At 62.1% G+C, this 17,920-nt stretch carries 17 protein-coding genes; 2 read left to right on the top strand and 15 right to left on the bottom strand.

Going from position 1 to position 17,920, the window contains the following annotated elements; translation table 11 throughout:
- Positions 1–12 precede the first annotated feature (12 nt).
- From DW823_RS07795 to tmk, 8 genes are all read right to left on the bottom strand, one after another.
- Positions 13–966 carry a DegV family protein gene (locus DW823_RS07795; protein ID WP_118081569.1) on the bottom strand — a complete coding sequence of 318 codons (954 nt, stop codon included), beginning with the start codon at positions 964–966 and terminating at the stop codon, positions 13–15.
- An 80-nt stretch (positions 967–1,046) separates the two neighbouring features.
- A complete protein-coding gene (hpf, locus tag DW823_RS07790) occupies positions 1,047–1,631 on the bottom strand; it encodes a ribosome hibernation-promoting factor, HPF/YfiA family (protein ID WP_006236248.1) in 585 nt (194 codons plus the stop codon).
- 316 nt (positions 1,632–1,947) lie between these two features.
- The gene (locus DW823_RS07785; protein ID WP_230317467.1) at positions 1,948–2,958 is read right to left on the bottom strand and encodes an ABC transporter substrate-binding protein; all 1,011 of its coding nucleotides are present in this window, start codon (positions 2,956–2,958) and stop codon (positions 1,948–1,950) included.
- A 733-nt stretch (positions 2,959–3,691) separates the two neighbouring features.
- Positions 3,692–4,804, bottom strand: coding sequence for a hypothetical protein (locus DW823_RS07780; RefSeq protein ID WP_118081564.1), 1,113 nt, complete (start codon positions 4,802–4,804; stop codon positions 3,692–3,694).
- Between the two features lie 11 nt (positions 4,805–4,815).
- A complete protein-coding gene (locus tag DW823_RS07775; protein ID WP_118081562.1) occupies positions 4,816–5,622 on the bottom strand; it encodes a ComF family protein in 807 nt (268 codons plus the stop codon).
- A 101-nt stretch (positions 5,623–5,723) separates the two neighbouring features.
- Positions 5,724–7,418, bottom strand: coding sequence for a regulatory iron-sulfur-containing complex subunit RicT (gene ricT, locus DW823_RS07770; RefSeq protein ID WP_118081560.1), 1,695 nt, complete (start codon positions 7,416–7,418; stop codon positions 5,724–5,726).
- On the bottom strand, positions 7,409–8,536 hold the full coding sequence (locus tag DW823_RS07765; protein ID WP_118081558.1) for an ATP-binding protein: 1,128 nt from the start codon (positions 8,534–8,536) through the stop codon (positions 7,409–7,411). The genes ricT and DW823_RS07765 overlap by 10 nt, the downstream gene beginning before the upstream one ends.
- Position 8,537: 1 nt before the next feature.
- Positions 8,538–9,221, bottom strand: a complete 684-nt coding sequence (gene tmk / locus DW823_RS07760) for a dTMP kinase (protein WP_118081556.1) — start codon at positions 9,219–9,221, stop codon at positions 8,538–8,540.
- Between the two features lie 214 nt (positions 9,222–9,435).
- Between tmk and DW823_RS07755 the strand changes: the two genes are divergently transcribed.
- Complete coding sequence (locus DW823_RS07755; RefSeq protein WP_118081554.1) at positions 9,436–10,419, top strand: zinc-ribbon domain-containing protein; 984 nt, start codon at positions 9,436–9,438, stop codon at positions 10,417–10,419.
- A gap of 141 nt (positions 10,420–10,560) precedes the next feature.
- Here DW823_RS07755 and DW823_RS07750 read toward each other — a convergent pair whose 3' ends face one another.
- The 7 genes from DW823_RS07750 to DW823_RS07720 all read right to left on the bottom strand — a co-directional run bounded on the left by DW823_RS07750 (position 10,561) and on the right by DW823_RS07720 (position 17,502).
- Positions 10,561–13,125 carry a DNA topoisomerase I gene (locus DW823_RS07750; RefSeq protein ID WP_118081552.1) on the bottom strand — a complete coding sequence of 855 codons (2,565 nt, stop codon included), beginning with the start codon at positions 13,123–13,125 and terminating at the stop codon, positions 10,561–10,563.
- A gap of 54 nt (positions 13,126–13,179) precedes the next feature.
- A complete protein-coding gene (gene hypB / locus DW823_RS07745) occupies positions 13,180–13,863 on the bottom strand; it encodes a hydrogenase nickel incorporation protein HypB (RefSeq protein ID WP_118081550.1) in 684 nt (227 codons plus the stop codon).
- 55 nt (positions 13,864–13,918) lie between these two features.
- Entirely contained in the window at positions 13,919–14,275 is a 357-nt protein-coding gene (gene hypA / locus DW823_RS07740) for a hydrogenase maturation nickel metallochaperone HypA (protein WP_118081547.1), read from the bottom strand.
- Between the two features lie 6 nt (positions 14,276–14,281).
- Positions 14,282–15,076: a twin-arginine translocase subunit TatC gene (gene tatC, locus DW823_RS07735; RefSeq protein ID WP_199574408.1), complete on the bottom strand. Its 795-nt coding sequence runs from the start codon at positions 15,074–15,076 to the stop codon at positions 14,282–14,284.
- On the bottom strand, positions 15,076–15,663 hold the full coding sequence (locus DW823_RS07730; RefSeq protein ID WP_199574406.1) for a twin-arginine translocase TatA/TatE family subunit: 588 nt from the start codon (positions 15,661–15,663) through the stop codon (positions 15,076–15,078). Before DW823_RS07730 ends, tatC begins: the two co-directional genes overlap by 1 nt.
- 153 nt (positions 15,664–15,816) lie before the next feature.
- Entirely contained in the window at positions 15,817–16,131 is a 315-nt protein-coding gene (locus tag DW823_RS07725) for an STAS domain-containing protein (protein WP_117769921.1), read from the bottom strand.
- Between the two features lie 66 nt (positions 16,132–16,197).
- Positions 16,198–17,502, bottom strand: a complete 1,305-nt coding sequence (locus tag DW823_RS07720) for an aminotransferase class I/II-fold pyridoxal phosphate-dependent enzyme (protein ID WP_118081540.1) — start codon at positions 17,500–17,502, stop codon at positions 16,198–16,200.
- A gap of 149 nt (positions 17,503–17,651) precedes the next feature.
- On the opposite strand from DW823_RS07720, the gene DW823_RS07715 reads away from it, so the two are divergent.
- Positions 17,652–17,906: a hypothetical protein gene (locus DW823_RS07715; protein WP_040359778.1), complete on the top strand. Its 255-nt coding sequence runs from the start codon at positions 17,652–17,654 to the stop codon at positions 17,904–17,906.
- The last annotated feature ends 14 nt before the right edge of the window (positions 17,907–17,920 follow it).

The following is a 17,920-nucleotide window of genomic DNA, read 5'->3' as shown; positions in this document are numbered from 1 at the left end:
CGCGTTACTTGCCTACTGACCGCGCACGCGGCGGGCGATGCGGTCGGAAAGCGACGCCTTGTCGGCGCGGTTCTTACCCCAAAACGCGCAGGCCACCATGCCGGGGCCCACGTGCGAGCCGATGGTGGGGCCCACGGAGCTTCGAATGATCGTGACGTCGGCGCAGCCCTCCTCCTTGCGGATGGCGGCTTCGAGCCAGTCGCCGTCCTTGTCGGAATCAGCCGTCATGATGGCGATGGGCATGGTGCGGTCGGGCACGTAGTTCTCGCGAAACGACTTGAGGATGGACTTGAGCGCCTTCTTGCGGCCGCGGTTGACGCCGATCAGCGACAGCGAGCCGGCAAGGTCGTAGGAGAGCTCGGGCTTGACATCGAGCTTTGCCGTGAGCTGCGCCGCCGCGGGCGGAATGCGGCCGCCGGCAGCCAGTGCGTCGAAGCTCTCGAGCGTAAAGTAGCCGTGGACGTAGGTCTTTGCCTCGTTTGCCCAATCGACCAGCTGCTTGGCGGTCAGTCCCGCCGAACGCTGGCGCACGGCCTCGAGCGCCAAGAGCGCGCCGGTCGCGCAGGGTAGAGCGTTGTCGACCACGTAGAGCTCAAAGTTGGGATACTCGGCGCGCACGGCATCTGCCGCCTGGCACGCGGAGTTGTAGCTCGACGACAGCGCCGAGGTAAAGCACAGGTAGACCGTGGGCGTACCCTCTTTGGCGCACTCGGTAAAGAACTCGATATAGCGACCGAGTGACACGGCGGAAGTAGACACGCGAGCGCCGGCGCGCATGCGGTCGTAGAACTCCTTAGGGCTCATGCTCGACCAGATATCGTCCGTGTGCTCCTCGCCATCGATGATAAAGGGGAAGCCCAAGATATCGACATCGAGGTTCGCGGCGACCTCGGGGCTAAAGTCGCAGCAGGTATCGACGACGATGCGGCAGCGGTCAGAATGGCCGGTAGATGCAGCCTTGTCCATCAAAGCGACTCCTTACGTAAAAAAGGCGGCCATCCGCATGGGATGGCCGCCAGCCGTTAACTCATGCAAGTTAACGTATTTTACTCGTCAAGTGTTTCGATACGGGGCTTGATGATGCCATATCCACCATTCTTACGGTGATACACCACATTGATGAGGCCAGTCGTCGCGTTCTCGAACACGTAGAAGTCGTGGCCGAGCAGATCGGTCTGCACCAGCGCCTGCTCCTCAGTCATCGGGGTGACATCGATGACCTTCTCGCGGACGAGCAGGTCATCGTCCTCCTCGGGCAGCAGCAGGTCGGCCAGATCCTCAACGCGCTCGACCGGCGCGACATCCGCGGCACTGGCACCACCCTGGCGGTTGTCCACGACCTTGGTCTTGAACTTGCGCAGCTGGCGGGTGACCTTATCGGCGGAGAGGTCGATGGCAGCATACATATCTGCGCCGTGCTCGGCAACGCGAATCACCGAACCGCGGGCACGAGCCGTGACCTCGACGATTGCCGGGTTGGGGTTCGAGGGGTTCTTCTCATAACGAAGCACGACGTCGACTGTCATGGGCTCGATGTCGAAAACCTTGAGCGCCTCGCCGATTTTCTCATCCACATGCGCACGCAGAGCATCGGTTACCGTCGTCTTGCGTCCAGAAACCTTGATATCCATACGTGGCTCCAATCTGCCTCGGGGACTTACTGTACTGGCTATGTACCCATTGCCGTGCATTTAATCACGCGAATTCCCAAAGACCCGAATAACGACTGCTTGATACCGCATACCGAAGTCTCGCACTTTTCCGTGACAAAGTGCGCTATAGGAGGGCGTCGGCAAAGCTAGTTTTTTCCTGGAAATCAGCTCTTACCTGCCGTTTTTACCAAAATAGAAAAGCCGGGCTCCCTTATTGGGGAGACCCGGCCATGCGTGTTGAAACCGTGAAGAAGCGCCTTGTTCAGCGTGTGGCAGGCGCCACCCCTACCAATAACTAGCTATTGAGCTTGTTGATGTCATCGTCGGTGATGGTGCCCTCCTGGCTAGACGACGGGCCGTCGCTGTTGTTATCAGAGGCGTCGTCATCGGAGGACTCGGTCTCGTTGGACGTGGAGTCGGATGCCTGCACATTGGCCCCCGAAACGGTCTTGGCGGTAAGGTCATAGGGCATCTGTCCGTACCAGACGCAGTGGACTGCCTCGAGCGTGCCATCGACCGTGATGCCATCGAGGGCATCGCTCACGGCACGGCACAGCTCATCATTAGAGCTAAGACCTGCGACGCCAAGCGTGGAGGGCGCCTCGAGCGTACCGACATAGGAGATCTGGCTCATCAGACGCGCGAGGTAGCCACCAGCCGTGGAATCACAGATCACGTAATCGACCTCGCCCGACTCGAGCGCCTCAAAGCACTCATTGATGTTGGAAAAGGTCTTTTGGTTGGCGGTGATGCTTTGCTTGGCGAGCGCCTCCTGCGAGGCCGAGGAGGTCTGAACGCCCAGGGTAGCGGTGTTAAGCGTTTCGGTGGAAACGCTCAGCGACTCGCCGTCACTGCTCTTGCCGAATACGGCGGCGGCATCGTACAGACAGGTGCCAAGCGAGCTGATGTCGCCGCCCGCAGACTTGATGTCGCCAATGAAGATGTCCGCCTTTTTATCGCTGAGCGCGGAATCGGCCGAGGACGCATCGACAAAGGCGACCTTGAGACCCATGCGGCATGCGAGGGCACGAGCGGCATCGACCGCATAGCCCGTGAGGTTTCCGTCGGCATCCTGCATGGCCTGCGGTGCATCGGACGTATCGAGGGCGACCGTCAGGGTTCCCGGCGTGACCAGGGCATCGTCCGATACCGTGGGGGTAACGGTCTCGCGCTCGATCTGGTCGATCGTGGGCGTCGTGAACGTGGACAGTGGATTGAACGCGCATCCGCTCAGGCCCAAAACGGCAATGACCGCCGCGGCCCCAGCACCTAACCGAGCCGCATGCATCAAGCTGCCCCTCACCATGTCCACTACCCTGCCTTCTGTGTCGTATACGATCCGTGCCCCGCACGGAATATCGGGTTGTTCCCACCAGCTGACCTGGTATTTGACCCCACACTTGCGCACCGGGGCGTTTGCTCGGGAGGCCGCAGCCACCTTCACGACTGGCCCGCTCGCCCGCGAGGCGGTATTGCCCCAAAGAAAGTAGAACGGACGGTGCGGCTTACATCTAGGACGCGCCATGATCGCGCCGCGCGCACGCGGTCGCTTACGTGGATCCCTTTGACCGCGTCTGTCTTGGACTAGGATGGGCATTTCGTCCGTCCGCAACCACAGCCTGGCAGGAACGTAGCGCATTATAGCTAAGTTCAAGCTATAGTTTAAGGTTAGGGACGTTATTCGCATCGCGAGCACAGATTTCGCAGGTCGGGGCGGACCATTCGTGCCCCCATGAAGCCCGGAGCTCCCCCACGGGGAGCTCCGGGGCACCCGTCTCAGGGTGCCGTGTGCAAAAAACGGCAAATATGAGTACTGCTACCAATTTAGTAGCAGCGTATTTCCGCCCCACGAGCCCTTTTTGAGTTCCGCACAGCCCGCTTGGCGCCAAGATATTCCACATTCGTTTATTATCTCTTCGCTGAATCCAGTTTTTCGGCCCAAGTTTCTTTATTTTTGCTGTCACTAATCTAGTAACAGTACTCATATTTGCCGTTTTTTGCACATGGCATATAAACAGACCCCCTATAAAGCCATAGTTTTACGCCGGCTTGAGCCCAAAGCACGCTCGGAGCGTATTCAGCAGAGCATCTTGCCTCTTTCGACGAGCCTCTACACGATTCTGATATCGTTTACCCATACGCTGGTGGATGCGCCATGCGAGCGCTTCCATCGCTTCCATGTCGCAGAGCATCTCGTTGTTGACCGTCGCGACCTCGATTCCCATGGACGCCAAACCCGTATTGCGTTTTTCATCGTGAATGCGCCCGCCGCGAGACGAATGGCCCTGCTCACCGTTGTATTCCAGGTCAAACCGAGCTGCTTCCTGATAGGCATCGCAAACCGCATACGGCATCCCCGAGATCGCCTGCGCACGGTCGTTGAACTCGATCTTGTGGTCGGTCTTAAAGGGACCGCAGGCAAATCCGCCATAAGAAAACGGAAGCGAAAACATGGCAAGCATGATGCATTCCATGGGTGAGCGCAGGTTTTCCGACAGAAAGGGGCACAGCCGCCGCAGCTGCTTGGCCGCGCTCCCCTTGCATGCCGCAAGGTAATCTGCCAGGCGATCGGGCGTCAGCACTGGCTCGACCTCAAAGTAGCCCACATCTGACGGCTGGTCCTTATCCTTTGCAAGCCTGTTCACGGTAGGCGAGCTGTAAGGGGGCAGATACTGCCCGCGATCGCTCAGCGAAATCTTGGAGCACAGCTCCTGGGCCAGGGCAAATGCCTGGATACAGCCGACTTCGCGCGCAACGGCGGCACAGAGGGCCTCGGGAGACAAGCTGTACACTCCCGGCTCCACCTCCAAAATCGAGGCGTCCGGCAGGTCTGTAGAACAAACGGACCAGCTTGCACCAGGCATGCGGCGACGCTGCTTCGCCGACCCCACCAGCAGGCACAAGTCTTCTTGGACCTCGCCACTCACGGCCCCGATCCGCACCAAATCGGGAAGATAAATGTCCTCGGCCGAGGGAGACGATGTATGCAGCACACGGCGCTCTTCATCGGGATCGAGGTCTCTCCAGCTGATGTAACCCATTTGTCGGCGCTCGGCGCGCATCATGCGCAGCGCCGAGGCACCGGTCAGGACTACGGAGGCCGCCAGTTGCTCGCTTGTCGGCTCGATGCGCCGCGCTATCTTCACTGCCACAAAACCACCCCCTACCAAACGCGTGCGATAGCGAGGCCATCGACTGCTGCGGCGCCGGCACGCTTGAGCTCCGCCGAGGCTGCTGCCATGGTCGCGCCCGTGGTAATGACATCATCGATGAGCAGCAGACGGCGGCCGCGCACATCCTCGACCGTCTCGTACATGCCCCGGGCATGCTCCCGGCGCTCATCGCGGCCGAGCTCTCGCTGGTCACCATGACCGTATTTGACCAGGGCGTCCAGCAACGGGACACCCGAAAGATCGCAAAACGAGCGCGCGATTGCTTCCATATGGTCGAATCCACGCCGCCGAAACGCCGCCGCAGTCGCGGGCACAAACACCACCGCGTCCGCACCGGACAACACACCGCCGTAGCGATCGGATGCTGCCACCTGGGCATGCAAGGCAGTGTCGTAGAGCAACTCCGCCAGATACGGTGCCAGACGGCGCTCGCCCGCATCCTTGTACGCCTTGATGATGCGCGGCAGCGGATGTGCATAGACGGCACACGCCAGGCAGCGATCGAGCGCCTCGGCCATTGCCGAAGACGTGCCCTCGACCGAGCACTCGGTACACAGCAAATCCCCAAACGGGGCGCCGCATCGGATGCAACTATGACACGGATCGATGAGCGCGAGCGATGCCAGACAATCCTGGCAGATCAGCGCACCGGAACGCTCGCAGCCAGCGCATCGCGTGGGCGACAACGCCTCGAGCGCCTCATACGTCGCGCGCTCGGCAAGCGGTAGCAATTCGTCCGCAAACGGTAGGACGCCTGCGCCCTGCAAGCGAGTCAATACGTTCAGATGTCTCTTCATGACACAACCCTCCCTACGCGAAGGCGAAGGGAGGGTTGTCGGTGTAGAGCCATGATACCCAGAGGTGCTGGGGTCAGGCGGGTTACATCCGCTTACGGACGTTATTCGCCGGCAGGCGGTTGCGGTACGGACGAGGTGCGGGTCGAGCCTTCGCCACCGTCCTGGCGCGGCTTGCGGGAGCGACGGCGACGGCGACGCTTTTGACCCTGGTCGGTCGAGCCCTCGCCGCCGCGATCCTCACGCGGTTCGCACTCGTCGCGAGCGCCGCCGTGCGAAGCCTTGGCGGCAGCTCCTCCGCCATCGCCGGGGCGACGGCGCGTGACCTTGACTTCGCCATCCGAAACCTGATCGGCCACAGAAGGAATCGAGGGTTTCTGCTGCGCGCCCGAGGAATGGCGACGACGCGGACGTGACGCGCGCTCCTCCTCGCCACGCGGCTTGCCAGCCTTGTCGGCAGGCGCGTCGGAGGCCGAGGCGCCCTTGGGAGCGGCACCGGCCTCGCGAGCAGCTGCGGCGCGGAAGGCGTCCTCGCGCTCCTCGCTCGACAGGTGACGGCGACGACGGCGCGTGGGGTTCATGCCACCGCCGCGATTTTGCTGCTGGGGCTGCTGAGCCTCGCGCTCGCGGGAAGCGTTCTTACCCGCGGCCTCGCCATTGTCGACGGACGCCGTGCGCTTGCGGCGGCGACGGCCATCGGCTGCTCCCTCGGTCTCGGGCGCCTCGGCCTTGCCGCGGCCCTTTCCACGGCCACGGCCCTCGCCCTGGCCCTGAGCGGTGCGAGCATCGGATTCGGCATCGCGACGACGGCGCTTGGGCATCGATGTGCCGGCCAGACGATCGGCGCTCGACAGGCCATCGCCCACGTCGACGCCGTTTTCGCGATCGAGTTCCATGAGCGCCAGACGCATCTCGGGCGACTCGATGCGCTCGAGCACGTCGCGCGTCACGCAGTCGGGGCGGCAGTTGCAGCCCTGCTCGGCGGCCTTCTTTTTGCAACCCTCCGAGCACGTCATATCGGCCAGGTTGACCTTAAAGACTTTGCCGTTCTCCAGGCGCAGCACCAGCTGCTCACGCGGCGTGTCATATTCCTGGATGCGCGCCTTGCCAAGCGGCGTATCGATAAGCGTCTTCTTTTTGGGCGCGCGGCTCTTAAAGTCCTTGTACGCCTCGAACTCGTAGCGCAGGCAGCACATCAGGCGGCCGCAGACGCCACTAATCTTGGACGAGTTGAGCGGCAGGTCCTGCTCCTTTGCCATGCGGATCGAAACCGGCTCAAACTGTCCGCCAAAGCGCGTGCAGCAGAGCTCCTGGCCGCACTGGGCATAGCCGCCCACCAGGCGGGTCTCGTCGCGCACGCCGATCTGGCGCATGTCGACGCGAATGTGCAGCGTCGAGGACAGGTCCTTGACGAGCTGACGGAAATCGACGCGCTCCTCGGCCGCAAAGTAGAACACAGCCTTCTCGCCGCCAAACAGGTACTCGACGCCGACCGGCTTCATCTCGAGGTCGAGCTCTTTGACCAGACGGCGGAAATCGACCATGGCCTCGTCGCCCTGGATGGCCAGGTCGTCGGCAAGCTGCAGGTCGATATCGCTCGCCACGCGCAGCACGGGCTTGAGCGGCTGGCCGATCTCATCTTGCGGCACCTCGAAGGGATCGGCCGTGACCAGGCCGATCTCGGTTCCGCGCTCGGTGGAGCAAATGGCATAATCGGCCTCGAGGATATCCAGATCCTGCGGATCAAACCACAGGTCGCGCGAGGCGTAGGTAAACTTAACGGGTACGACTAACGGCATTTCAGTGCCTTCCTGATATCGAACAGCATGACCTCGATGGCCAGCTGGGGAGTAACGTTTCTGGCGATGTTGCGCTCGGCGGTCGCGACCGCCTCGAGCGCCCGGGTGGCACCCGCAACATTCGTCGCGGCGGCAAGCCGCCCGATCGTGTCGCGCACGTCTTCGTTCACGACGTCGGCCGCCTCGTCCTGAAGTGTCAGCAGCACGTCGCGCATGAGCGTCCGCGCGCTCGCCAGCGCTTCCATGATACCCGAACGCTCGCGCGCGTTGAGTTCGCGCTTGTTGCGGTCCTCAAGCTGCTTCAATGCTCCACGCGACAGGTAGTCGGCGTTTTGCTCGAGCACCTTTTCCTGTGTGGACTTGACCTCGGCGAGCGGCGCCTTAACGGCGACGATGAGCGACTTGGCGCGGCTGAGCACATCAGCCTCGTCGGCAGCGATGAGCGAATCGATGGCGCGGACCATTTGGCGGCGAGCATCCTGGCGCTCGGCACTCTTAAGGAACTCGATGCCGCGTGTGGGGCTTCCCGCCACGGCGACCGCCATGCGGCAACGCGCGAGATCCTGACCCGTCGCGCGGCTCACGGCCTGCGCGGCCACGGTGGGCGACACCAGCCGAAACGGCACGCACTGACAGCGGCTCACGATGGTGGGCAACATCACGTCTGCCGAGGTGCCCAACAAGATGAACATAACGCCCTCGGGCGGCTCCTCGAGTGTCTTGAGCAGCGCGTTGGCGGTGTTAGCGCGCAGTTGCTCGGCACGATCGATGATGTAGACCTTGGCCTTGGCACGGATGGGCGCCAGCGGCACGTCATCGAGCAGCTCGCGGGTCTGGGCAATGAGGTAGCCTGTGGCGCTCTCGGGCGTGTAATAGTGCACGTCAGGATGCGTATGCCGAGCAACGCGTACGCAGCTGTCGCATGCTCCGCAGCCGTCCTGCTCGCACAGGAAGGCCTGGGCGAGCGCCCATGCGGCATCGAGCTTGCCGGCACCGGGAGCGCCCAAAAACAGGTAGGCGTGCGATGCGCGGCCGCTGGCGACGGCGTTGGTCAAAAAATCGCGAACGCGCTCTTGGGTGTCGAGCTTGGCCAGCAGGCTTGCCTGAGCGGGGGCCATGTTACTCGGCCTCCTTGGCAAGCGCGGCGACGACAGCATCTTGCGAAATGACGAGACCGTACGCGCGAATCTGCTCGACCGTCTTCTCGAAGACTTCCTCGACGGTCGCAGTGGCGTCGATGAGCTTTACGCGGTTTGGCTCCTCGGCAGCAATGGCGCAAAATCCCTGGTAAACACGCTCCTGGAATGTCATGCCTTTTGCCTCCATGCGATCTGCCGCGCCACGGGCTGCCATGCGTAGCGCCGCCTGCTCGGGCGTGATGTGGTAGACGAGCGTGAGCGCCGGGTGTGTTCCCGCGACGGCCAGGTTATTGGCATCGCACACTATCTGGCGATCGAGGCCGTCGGCAAATGCCTGGTAGCAGGTCGTGGAATCGTAGAAGCGGTCGCACAGGACCACCTTGCCGGCCGCGAGGGCGGGAGCTATGACCTCGTGCACCAACTGAGCGCGCGCCGCCTCGTAGAGCAGCAACTCGCAGGTGTCTCCCATCGCCGTGTTGGCGGGATCGAGCAGCAGAGCACGGATCTTTTCGCTGATGGCAGTGCCACCCGGCTCGCGCAGGCTCACAACCTGGTAGCCAGCAAGTTCGAGCGCACGGGCGAGCAGGCGCGCCTGCGTGGACTTGCCGGCACCATCGACGCCCTCGAGCGTGATAAAGCTATGTTGAGCGGGCTCAAAAGCCATGGGCGCAGCCCCTTCCTACAAGGCGCGTAAATGCAGATATATCAACCAAGCCATGATACCCCAGGGGCAGGCGCACCCCAAATCGGACCTAGTCATTGGGTCATTGGGGACGTTCCTAAAGTGCCGGCAGAAAAGGAACGTCCCTAGCTGCCGACTTTTTTGAGCGCTGGGTATAATCGTCGTATTGATTTGAAATGTGGCGAAAGGAGTGGCAATGTCTCGGTATTGCGCCTCGTGCGGCAAACTTCTTGCAGATGATGCCAAGTTCTGCACCTCATGCGGTGCACCCGTTGAGCAGACAACCGCAAGCAATGGCCAACCCGCGTTTGAGCAGACCGGCTTCCTCGATACGCCGCAAGCTAAGCCGGACGACCCCCTCGCCTATCGCCCCGACCCCGCCGCCAGCCCCGCAGCGGTCGAAACGACGCAGCGCATACCCGTCGCGGACACCCCGCCCCAACAGCAACCGGCATCTACGTACGCGCCTGATTCACCGCAGGCCCCCGCCGCCAAAAAGAGCAGCACCAAGGCGCTTATCGCCGTTATCGTTGTGCTCGTGGCAATTATCATCGCCTTGGTCATCTTTTTTGTGATCAAGCCTTTCGACAACGCCGCCACGCAAACGACTGCCGAGATTACTAAGCTGCACCATGATGTTGACGATGATGACCTCAAGCCTCTCGACGACCCCAATAGCCTTTTTGACGATGACGACGATGATGACGAGGATGGCAGCCAGGCGACCCTCTCCGAGCAAAACCTCTACCGTCGCCTGAGCGAATACTACGACCTGCTCGAAGATCTCGATAACCAGGTCCGTGCCTGCGCAGAGGCGTTCAATGGCGGTTATCTGGAAGAGGACCGTACCGCCCGTCAAAATCTCGCCGACGTCGCCGAGCGCACGGAAGACACCATCGAGCAGTACTACGATATCGTCGAGGACCTGGACGTCCCCACAAGCTCTAAGAACTACAGTTCGTGGAAGGACATCATTGCTCTGTACGACGACCTGGATCACCGCATCGATGCGATCTGCGATGCCTGGGAGATCAGCTTAAAGTACGCAAAGCCCGCGGACCATAAGAACGAGATCGTGGCGCCGCTGTCGCGCGACAACGTGGCGGGCACCAATGACAATAAGTACCGCCTAGACTTTGAGGAGCGCTATCCCGGCGCCAAACCCGTCGAAGTGAACTAACGCCTTGTCGTTTCCGAGCCGGCAGTTAGGGACGTTCCTAAACTGCCGGCAGAAAAAGGAATGTCCCTAACTGCCGGTCAAAAAACGAGCGAGGATCATGGGACCCTCGCTCGTTTTTTGGGCAATGTTTCGACTGCGCCGTTACTTGTCGGCGGCAGCCTTCTTGGCAGTCGACTTCTTGGCGGTCGAAGTCTTCTTTGCTGCCGTGGTTTTCTTCGCCGTGCTCGCCTTGGTCGCAGTCTTGCGGCCGCGGGCGGGCTTCTTCTCCTTGGTCGGGCAGTCCATGTTGACGCAGATACGCCACGGACCGCGCGCCGTGTTGACCACCACGATGGGGGCGCCGCACTCGGGACAGGTCTCGCCCGTCGCCTCGAGTTTTCCACGCGCCGGCAGCGGATAGCTCACGCCGCAATCGTCATAGTTGGTGCAGCGGATAAAGCGCTTGCCGCTCTTCTCGCTCTTGTGTGCGATCAGGTCGCCATGGCGTCCGGCCTCGGCACACACCTTGCACTCACCCACCTTAAGGTCGGGCTCGTAGTTGGTGGGGCACGTGGGGTTCACGCAGATCTCGAAGGCCTTCTGGCGGAACGGCTGGCACTTAATGCGCGGCGCACCGCACTCGGGGCACACGGCGGCCTCGCCCTCGAGCGGGCTTACCTTGACGCCACTCGGCACCGGATAGGTCACGTCGCAGTCGGGCCATCCCATGCAGCCGATAAAGCTGCCACGGGTCTTGGCACTCGTCTTCATAACCAAATCCTTGCCGCACTTGGGGCAGGCGCCCACGCGCGCATCGGCCGTGACGGCGTCGCTGATGGCGTCGCCCAGCTCCTGCGTATGCTTGAGCAGCTCGTCGAGCACGCCGGCCAGCAGCGCGCGCGAGTGCGTCACGACATGCTCTTCGGTGTCCTCGCCGCGCTCCACGCGGGTCATGTCGCCGTCGAGCTCGCTGGTCATATCGGGGCTCGTGATGCGCGGGGCAAACCGCGACAGCGCATCGATGATGGCGATACCCAGCTGGCTCGGCTCCACGGGATCGTTTTTGAGATAGCGCACGGCGTACAGGCGCTCGATGATGCTCGCGCGCGTGGACTTGGTGCCCAGGCCGCGCTTTTCCATCTCCTGCACGAGCTTGCCCTGGCTGTAGCGCGCGGGCGGCTCGGTCTGCTTGGCCTCGAGCTTAATGTCGAACACGTCGACCGTATCGCCCTGCTCCAGCGGCGGCATCTGCTCGTCGCGCTTGAGACCGTACGGGTATGCCTCGCGGAAACCGGGGGTCACGAGCACATCGCCCGAAGCCACGAACGGCTCGCCGTTCACATCGAGCTCGAGCTTGGTGTTCTCGATGGTCGCAGGCCCCATGAGCGTCGCCAGGAAGCGGCGGGCGATGAGGTCGTAGAGCTTGCGCTGGCCGCCATCGAGCGCGGACGGGTCGCCCTCGCCCGTAGGATAGATCGGCGGGTGGTCGGTGGTCTCGACCTTGCCGCGCGTGGGCTTCATGGGACCGGCGAGCACCTTTTTGCACACGGGCGCCAGCGCCGGGTTGATCTTTGCCAGGTCGCTCACCACGGCGCCCAGATCGAGCGTCGCGGGGTACACGGTGTTGTCGACACGCGGGTAGCTGATGAGGCCGGCCATGTAGAGGGACTCGGCGATGCGCATGGTGCGCGCAGGCGAGATGCCCTCGGCCGCGGCGGCAGCCTGCAGCGAGGTGGTCGCAAACGGCGTGGGTGGCTGCTGCTTGCGCGAACGCTTGGTCACCGCGGCGACGGTTGCCGTCGCAACGCCGTCAACGTGGCCGTACGCCGCCTCAGCAGCATCCTTGTCGGTAAAGCGCGCCGTCTTGTGCGCGATCTTAAAGCGATCGTCCTCGGCTGCGCCCTGCGCGGCGCCCATGCCGCGAATCTGCCAATAATCCTCGGGCACAAACGCCATGCGCTCGCGCTCGCGCTCGACCACCAGGGCAAGCGTCGGCGTCTGCACGCGGCCGGCGGAACGCACGTTGCCAAAACCGCCAAACTTGGCGAGCGTTAGGTAGCGCGTGAGCACCGCACCCCAAATGAGGTCGATGTGCTGGCGGCTCTCGCCGGCGTCGGCCAGATTCTGGTCGAGCGAGACGAGATTATCGAAGGCCTGCGTGATCTCGGCCTTGGTAAACGAAGAATACTGGGCGCGGGCGACCGGCAGGTCGGGCGCAACCTCGCGCACCTTGTTGAGGGCGTCCGAACCGATCAGCTCGCCCTCGCGATCGAAGTCCGTGGCGATGATGACACTGTCGGACTTCTTGGCGAGGTTCTTGAGCGAACGAATGAGTTCCTTCTCGGCCGGTAGCTTAATGACGGGCGCCCAGGTGAGGTAAGGCAGGCTCTCGAGTTTCCAGCCCTTGATTGAGATGCCATCGGCAAGAAACGGCTTGCGCTTGGTGTCGTAGGGCGGACGCGCCAGGCCATCGGGTATGTCGGCCGGCAGCATCTCGCCGTCCTCGGTGACCGAATACCAGCCCAGCTTTTTATCGAACAGCACGCTGTCGCAAAAATCGGGCGCAAGGATGTGACCGGCAAGACCGATCGTCACGCACTCCTCGCCCTTCCACTCAAAACGGTAGATGGCGGTGTTGTACACCTTGTCCTTTTTGGGCTTGCCCGTGGACAGACGCTCGGCAATCTGACGCGCGGCGTCGTTTTTCTCGGCGATGATGAGCTTCAAAAGAGGCTCCTATCTCGTATCTCTGCGGCTACGCCCGCCCGTATGGCGGCCGACTTACGCCCTTGCTTGCTCAATCTGCCCGATGAGCCAATCGCACCAGGCATCCATGCCCTCGCCCTTGCGCGCGCTCACGGCAAACCGCGGCGCCTGCGGATTGAGGTCATCGAGTGTCTTAGTATACCTATCCATGTCAAAATCGAAAGCCGGGGCCACATCGACCTTGTTGAGCAGCTGCGCGCCGGCGTGCTGAAAGATGCCCGGGTACTTGATGGGCTTGTCGTCGCCCTCGGGCACCGAGAGAATCATGATGGACAGGTTTTCGCCCAGGTCAAAGTCGACTGGGCAGACCAGGTTACCCACGTTTTCGATAAAGATGACGTCGATGTTTTCCAGACCCACGGCCTGGTCGAACGCGTCAACGGCCTCCATGATCATGTTGCCCTCGAGGTGGCACAGGCCGCCCGTGTTGATCTGGATGGCAGGCATGCCGGCTTCCTTCATGGTGATGGCGTCGACGTCCGAGGCGATATCGCCTTCGATGACGGCGCAGCGCAAGCCGGCCTTGTCGCGCAGGCGCTCGTTGGTGCCCAGAATCGTTGTTGTCTTACCCGAGCCGGGGCTCGACAGCACATTGATCACATAGGTGTTTGTCTGTTCAAAACGCTTGCGCAGTTGATCTGCCAGGCGCTCGTTGCGCGACAGAATCGGCGACGCGATATCAATCGTTTTCTCAGCCATACTTAGCGCTCCTTAATTTGGCCCCTTTATACCCCATCACCAGATGGCTAGCGGGCTAATCGTCGGGGGTTTCGATTTCGATACTGGCGATGTCGAGCTCGCTGCCGTGCAGCAGGCGCACGTTGGCGCCGCCACATTGAGGGCAGCGGCAATGGAAACGGTCGTGATCGAAGACCTCACCGCAGTCCTGGCACTCGCTTTGTGGATGGACCTCCTCCACGGCAAGCTCGCAGCCGCGCGTGAGCGGGTCCTCGTCGCGAAACGTCTCCCAGGCAAAGTCGAGCGCCTCGCGCACGACCTCGGTCATATCCCCGATACGCAGCGTTACCAAAACGGCGCGCGAGGCCCCCGCCCCACGCGCCGCGCGAATCACTGTATCGAGTATGCCGTTGACAATGCCAACCTCGTGCATACCGATTTACTCCTCGTCGTCCTCTTCGTCGTCCGAAAACAGGTCCAGACGGCTCACAAACAAGCCCTCCTTGCCCTCGCGCGCGGTAATGACCACGCGAGCGATGGCGAGCGAAATCTCGTAGAGCGAGAGCAGGGCGCCATACATGAGCCCCAGCGTAACGGGCGAGCCGTCGGGCGTAATCACAGCCGAGCCCACCAGCAGGCCAACGTATACATAACGCCAGGCACTGCGGAAGGCCGCGTAGGACACGATGTGGAAGACGGACAGGTAGAAGATGATGAGCGGCAGCTCAAACGCCACGCCAAAGCCAATCATAAAGAGCAGCTCCATGTTGACGTAGTTCTCCAGATCGGGCAGCGCCGTAGCGACGGCCGAGGTCTCGCCGATGAGCCACTCAAAGCCCGCAGGAATGATGATGAAATAGCAGAAAATGGCGCCCAGGAAGAACAACACCGTCGAGGCGAGCACCGTGGGCACGACCCACTTGCGCTCGTTGGGGCGAAGCGCCGGCAGGAAAAACGCCAGAATCTGCCAGATGATCATGGGCGTGCACATGACCACGGCCATCTTGATGGCCAGCGAGAAGCGCAAGCCAAAGCCGCCGAGCGTGGTAGTGATGTAGAACTTACCGTCCGGCACAAAGGAGCGGATGGGATCTTCCAGGATGTCGAGCACTACAGGCGTGGCGAAATACAGCACGATAGCGGCGGCAAACACCGACACGACCACGATGGTCAGGCGGCGACGGAGTTCCCCCAGGTGATCGAAAAGCGGCATTCGCGCAGGTCCGATAGGCATTACTCATCACCTCCCTTCGGGGCGTCGGCGGCAGCAGCGTCGTCCTCGGCCTCGAGCTCGCGAGCGAGCTGGTCGACGACGGCCTTGCGCTTACGGGGACGACGGGCGTAGAGGTCAGCCGTCGTGGGCTCTGCCGGCTCGGGCTTGGGCTCCGGCTCTGCAGCTGGCTCGGGTTCGACGGCGGCAGCAGCAGGCTCGGCCTTGGCGGGCTCGGCGCTCTCGGCCTCATCAGCAGCGCCTTCGCCCTCGGTGGCACCCTCGCTCGCAGCCTTCTCGGCGGCAAGGCGGGCACGGCGCTCGGCAAAGGTCTCCTTCTTTGCGGGTGCAGCCGTCCCGGCGGCATCCTCGTCCGCATCGGAATCGTCATCGACGACAGCCTTCTTGGGCTTGACCGGAGCCGACGCGGCCTCGCTTACCGGATCGATGATCTCGGACTGAACAACGGCCGTCATCTTTTCCTGCGTCTCGCGGAACTGACGGATGGCACGGCCGATCGTGCGGCCCATCTGCGGGAGCTTATCCGGGCCAAACAGCAAAAAGCCGAAGACCACGATGATCGCGAGCTCACCCTCTCCAATACCAAACACACATACCTCCAAGGCTCGATGTGAGTCGAGCCCGCACCGCGCCATTCGGCCGGAACTCGTCTATTCATTCGGTCAAGTATAGCGCCCGGACGCCAAAACGTCCGAGCGCATCACAAACATATGCCAAACGGCACGCCCTTTTGGGGGCAAAGATTATGCCGCCGTGATCGAAATCTCCTGGTCGACGCCCAGCAGCTGAACCACGCGCATCACCTGGGGCTGCACATTAGTGCAGCTAAAGCGCTTACCGTGGTCGACCGCGTGGTGCGCGGCGCCCACGAGCACGCCAATGCCCGTCGAATCGATGTAGCTCACCTGGGCAAAATCGAGCTCAACGGCCTCAGTGGGCTGCTCGAGCGCCAGGTCAATGGCATTGCGCAGGCTATCGGCGTTAGAGATATCGATCTCGCCGGTTACCTTAATGGTGTAGATCTCCGGTGTGGGGTTGGTGGAAATACCCAAATCCATGTATACGCTCCTTTACGTATCGAAAATGCGGATAGTACTGGGCGCGGACTTGCGGGGCCCTAGGCGTTAGGCGCGCTCGGCACGAACGAGCTCGGCAGCGACGAGCTTGACGGCCAGCACCAGTACGTCGAGTGCTGCCTCCAGGTCCTCGACCGTGGGATAGCTCGGCGCGATGCGGATGTTGGTGTCGCGCGGATCCTTGCCATAAGGCCAGGTAGCACCAGCCGGCGTGAGCTTGACGCCCAGGTCGGCACAAAGCGCTGCGACCTTTTGGGCCGAGCCCTCGGGACCATCAAAGCTCACAAAGTAGCCGCCGCGGGGATGCGTCCAAGTGGCGCAGCCCGTGTCGCCCAAACCCTCGGTGAGCTTGCGCTCGACGGCCTCAAAGCGCGGGCGCAAGAACTCGGCATGCTTTTTCATATGCTCCTTGACCGCCTCGATGGTGGGAAGGAAACGCACGTGACGCAGCTGGTTGAGCTTGTCGGCGCTGATAAGGCCGGCCTTCAGGCGCTTGGAGAACTCCGCGATAACCGCGGGGCTCGCACCGATAAAGCCGATGCCGGCGCCCGGGAAGGTGATCTTGGACGTCGAGGCAAAGGCCACCACGCGGTCCTCGGTGCCCGCCGCGCGAGCGAGGTCAAAGATGTTTGCGAGCTCGTCGGTCTCGTCGTACAGGTCGTGCACGCAGTAGGCGTTGTCCCAGAAGATGCGGAAATCGGGCGCGGCCGTGGGCATCTCGACCAGGCGGCGCACAGTGTCCTCGCTAAAGGTGATACCCGTGGGGTTGGAATACTTGGGCACGCACCAGATACCCTTGATGGAATCGTCGGCGGCAACGAGGCGCTCGATCTCGTCCATGTCGGGGCCGTTGTCGGTCATCGCGACGGGGACGTTCTCGATACCCAGGTCGGCGGTGATGCCAAAGTGACGGTCGTAGCCGGGAACAGGGCACAGGAACTTGACTTTCTTGCCGTCGTGCGCGGCCTCGTAAGCCTCCCAAGGCTCGCTGCCGCACGAACCGCAGCGCCAAAACATGCCGGCGATATCGTGCTCGATCAGAAGGCTCGACGAACCCAGTACGAGCGTCTGCTCGGCAGGGCAACCCAGGAACTCCCCCGCCAGCTTGCGCGCCGAGGGAATGCCCTCAAAGCAACCGTAGTTTGAGCAGTCGACGTTGCCGTCGTGCAGATCGGCATCGGCATTGAGGATATCGAGCATGGGTCGAGAGATGTCCACCTGGGAGGGCGACGGCTTGCCGCGGGCCATGTCGAGCGCCAGGCCCTTGGCCTTGACCTCGGCGACCTCGGCTTTGAGCGCCTCGATGGCGGCATCGAGTTCGGTGGTTTCCATCTTCTGGTAGATCGTCTGCATGGGTGCGACCTTTCGCGAAGCGGGACGTTGCAGTTCGTCTAAGTATAGACCGCCACCGCCGCAACGGCATGAAGCCGTGATAGATTAAGTTCATCGCAATGATTTACGAATCGCCGCGCATGCCGGCGTGGGGCGCCCAAGGAGGCACTATGGAGTACGGATCGTTTCAGGCCGAGGAATTCGGCGACCTGCAGCGCCTGGTCGACGGGCTGTTTTACGACCGCCGCGCCATCGACCGCCTGGATCTCATCGTACAGGCCGAGATCTTGGACCTGGCGCCCGATCTCATGGAAATCGTGAACCTATTGCCGCCCGGCTACTACGACCGCCAATCGCTTTGCGACCAGCTCAACTCCGCCCTTGCCGCCCACGGCTGGGGCGCCGTCTACGGAACGGTGGAATAAACCTAGTCGTTTAA

The organism is Collinsella sp. AM34-10 (assembly GCF_003469185.1).
Classification (GTDB): Bacteria; Actinomycetota; Coriobacteriia; order Coriobacteriales; family Coriobacteriaceae; genus Collinsella.
The sequence above is the reverse complement of the archived record's forward strand: the minus strand, read 5'-3'. Positions and strand labels throughout refer to the sequence as shown.

Bases quoted from the DNA above. Each gene is read 5' to 3' on its own strand.
- tatC (WP_199574408.1), bottom strand. From the start codon at position 15,076: ATGCCTATCGGACCTGCGCGAATGCCGCTTTTCGATCACCTGGGGGAA.
- hpf (WP_006236248.1), bottom strand. From the start codon at position 1,631: ATGGATATCAAGGTTTCTGGACGCAAGACGACGGTAACCGATGCTCTG.
- DW823_RS07725 (WP_117769921.1), bottom strand. From the start codon at position 16,131: ATGGATTTGGGTATTTCCACCAACCCCACACCGGAGATCTACACCATT.
- DW823_RS07775 (WP_118081562.1), bottom strand. From the start codon at position 5,622: ATGAAGAGACATCTGAACGTATTGACTCGCTTGCAGGGCGCAGGCGTC.
- hypA (WP_118081547.1), bottom strand. From the start codon at position 14,275: ATGCACGAGGTTGGCATTGTCAACGGCATACTCGATACAGTGATTCGC.
- DW823_RS07720 (WP_118081540.1), bottom strand. From the start codon at position 17,502: ATGCAGACGATCTACCAGAAGATGGAAACCACCGAACTCGATGCCGCC.
- DW823_RS07755 (WP_118081554.1), top strand. From the start codon at position 9,436: ATGTCTCGGTATTGCGCCTCGTGCGGCAAACTTCTTGCAGATGATGCC.
- ricT (WP_118081560.1), bottom strand. From the start codon at position 7,418: ATGCCGTTAGTCGTACCCGTTAAGTTTACCTACGCCTCGCGCGACCTG.
- tmk (WP_118081556.1), bottom strand. From the start codon at position 9,221: ATGGCTTTTGAGCCCGCTCAACATAGCTTTATCACGCTCGAGGGCGTC.
- DW823_RS07765 (WP_118081558.1), bottom strand. From the start codon at position 8,536: ATGGCCCCCGCTCAGGCAAGCCTGCTGGCCAAGCTCGACACCCAAGAG.
- DW823_RS07785 (WP_230317467.1), bottom strand. From the start codon at position 2,958: ATGGTGAGGGGCAGCTTGATGCATGCGGCTCGGTTAGGTGCTGGGGCC.
- DW823_RS07795 (WP_118081569.1), bottom strand. From the start codon at position 966: ATGGACAAGGCTGCATCTACCGGCCATTCTGACCGCTGCCGCATCGTC.
- hypB (WP_118081550.1), bottom strand. From the start codon at position 13,863: ATGGCTGAGAAAACGATTGATATCGCGTCGCCGATTCTGTCGCGCAAC.
- DW823_RS07715 (WP_040359778.1), top strand. From the start codon at position 17,652: ATGGAGTACGGATCGTTTCAGGCCGAGGAATTCGGCGACCTGCAGCGC.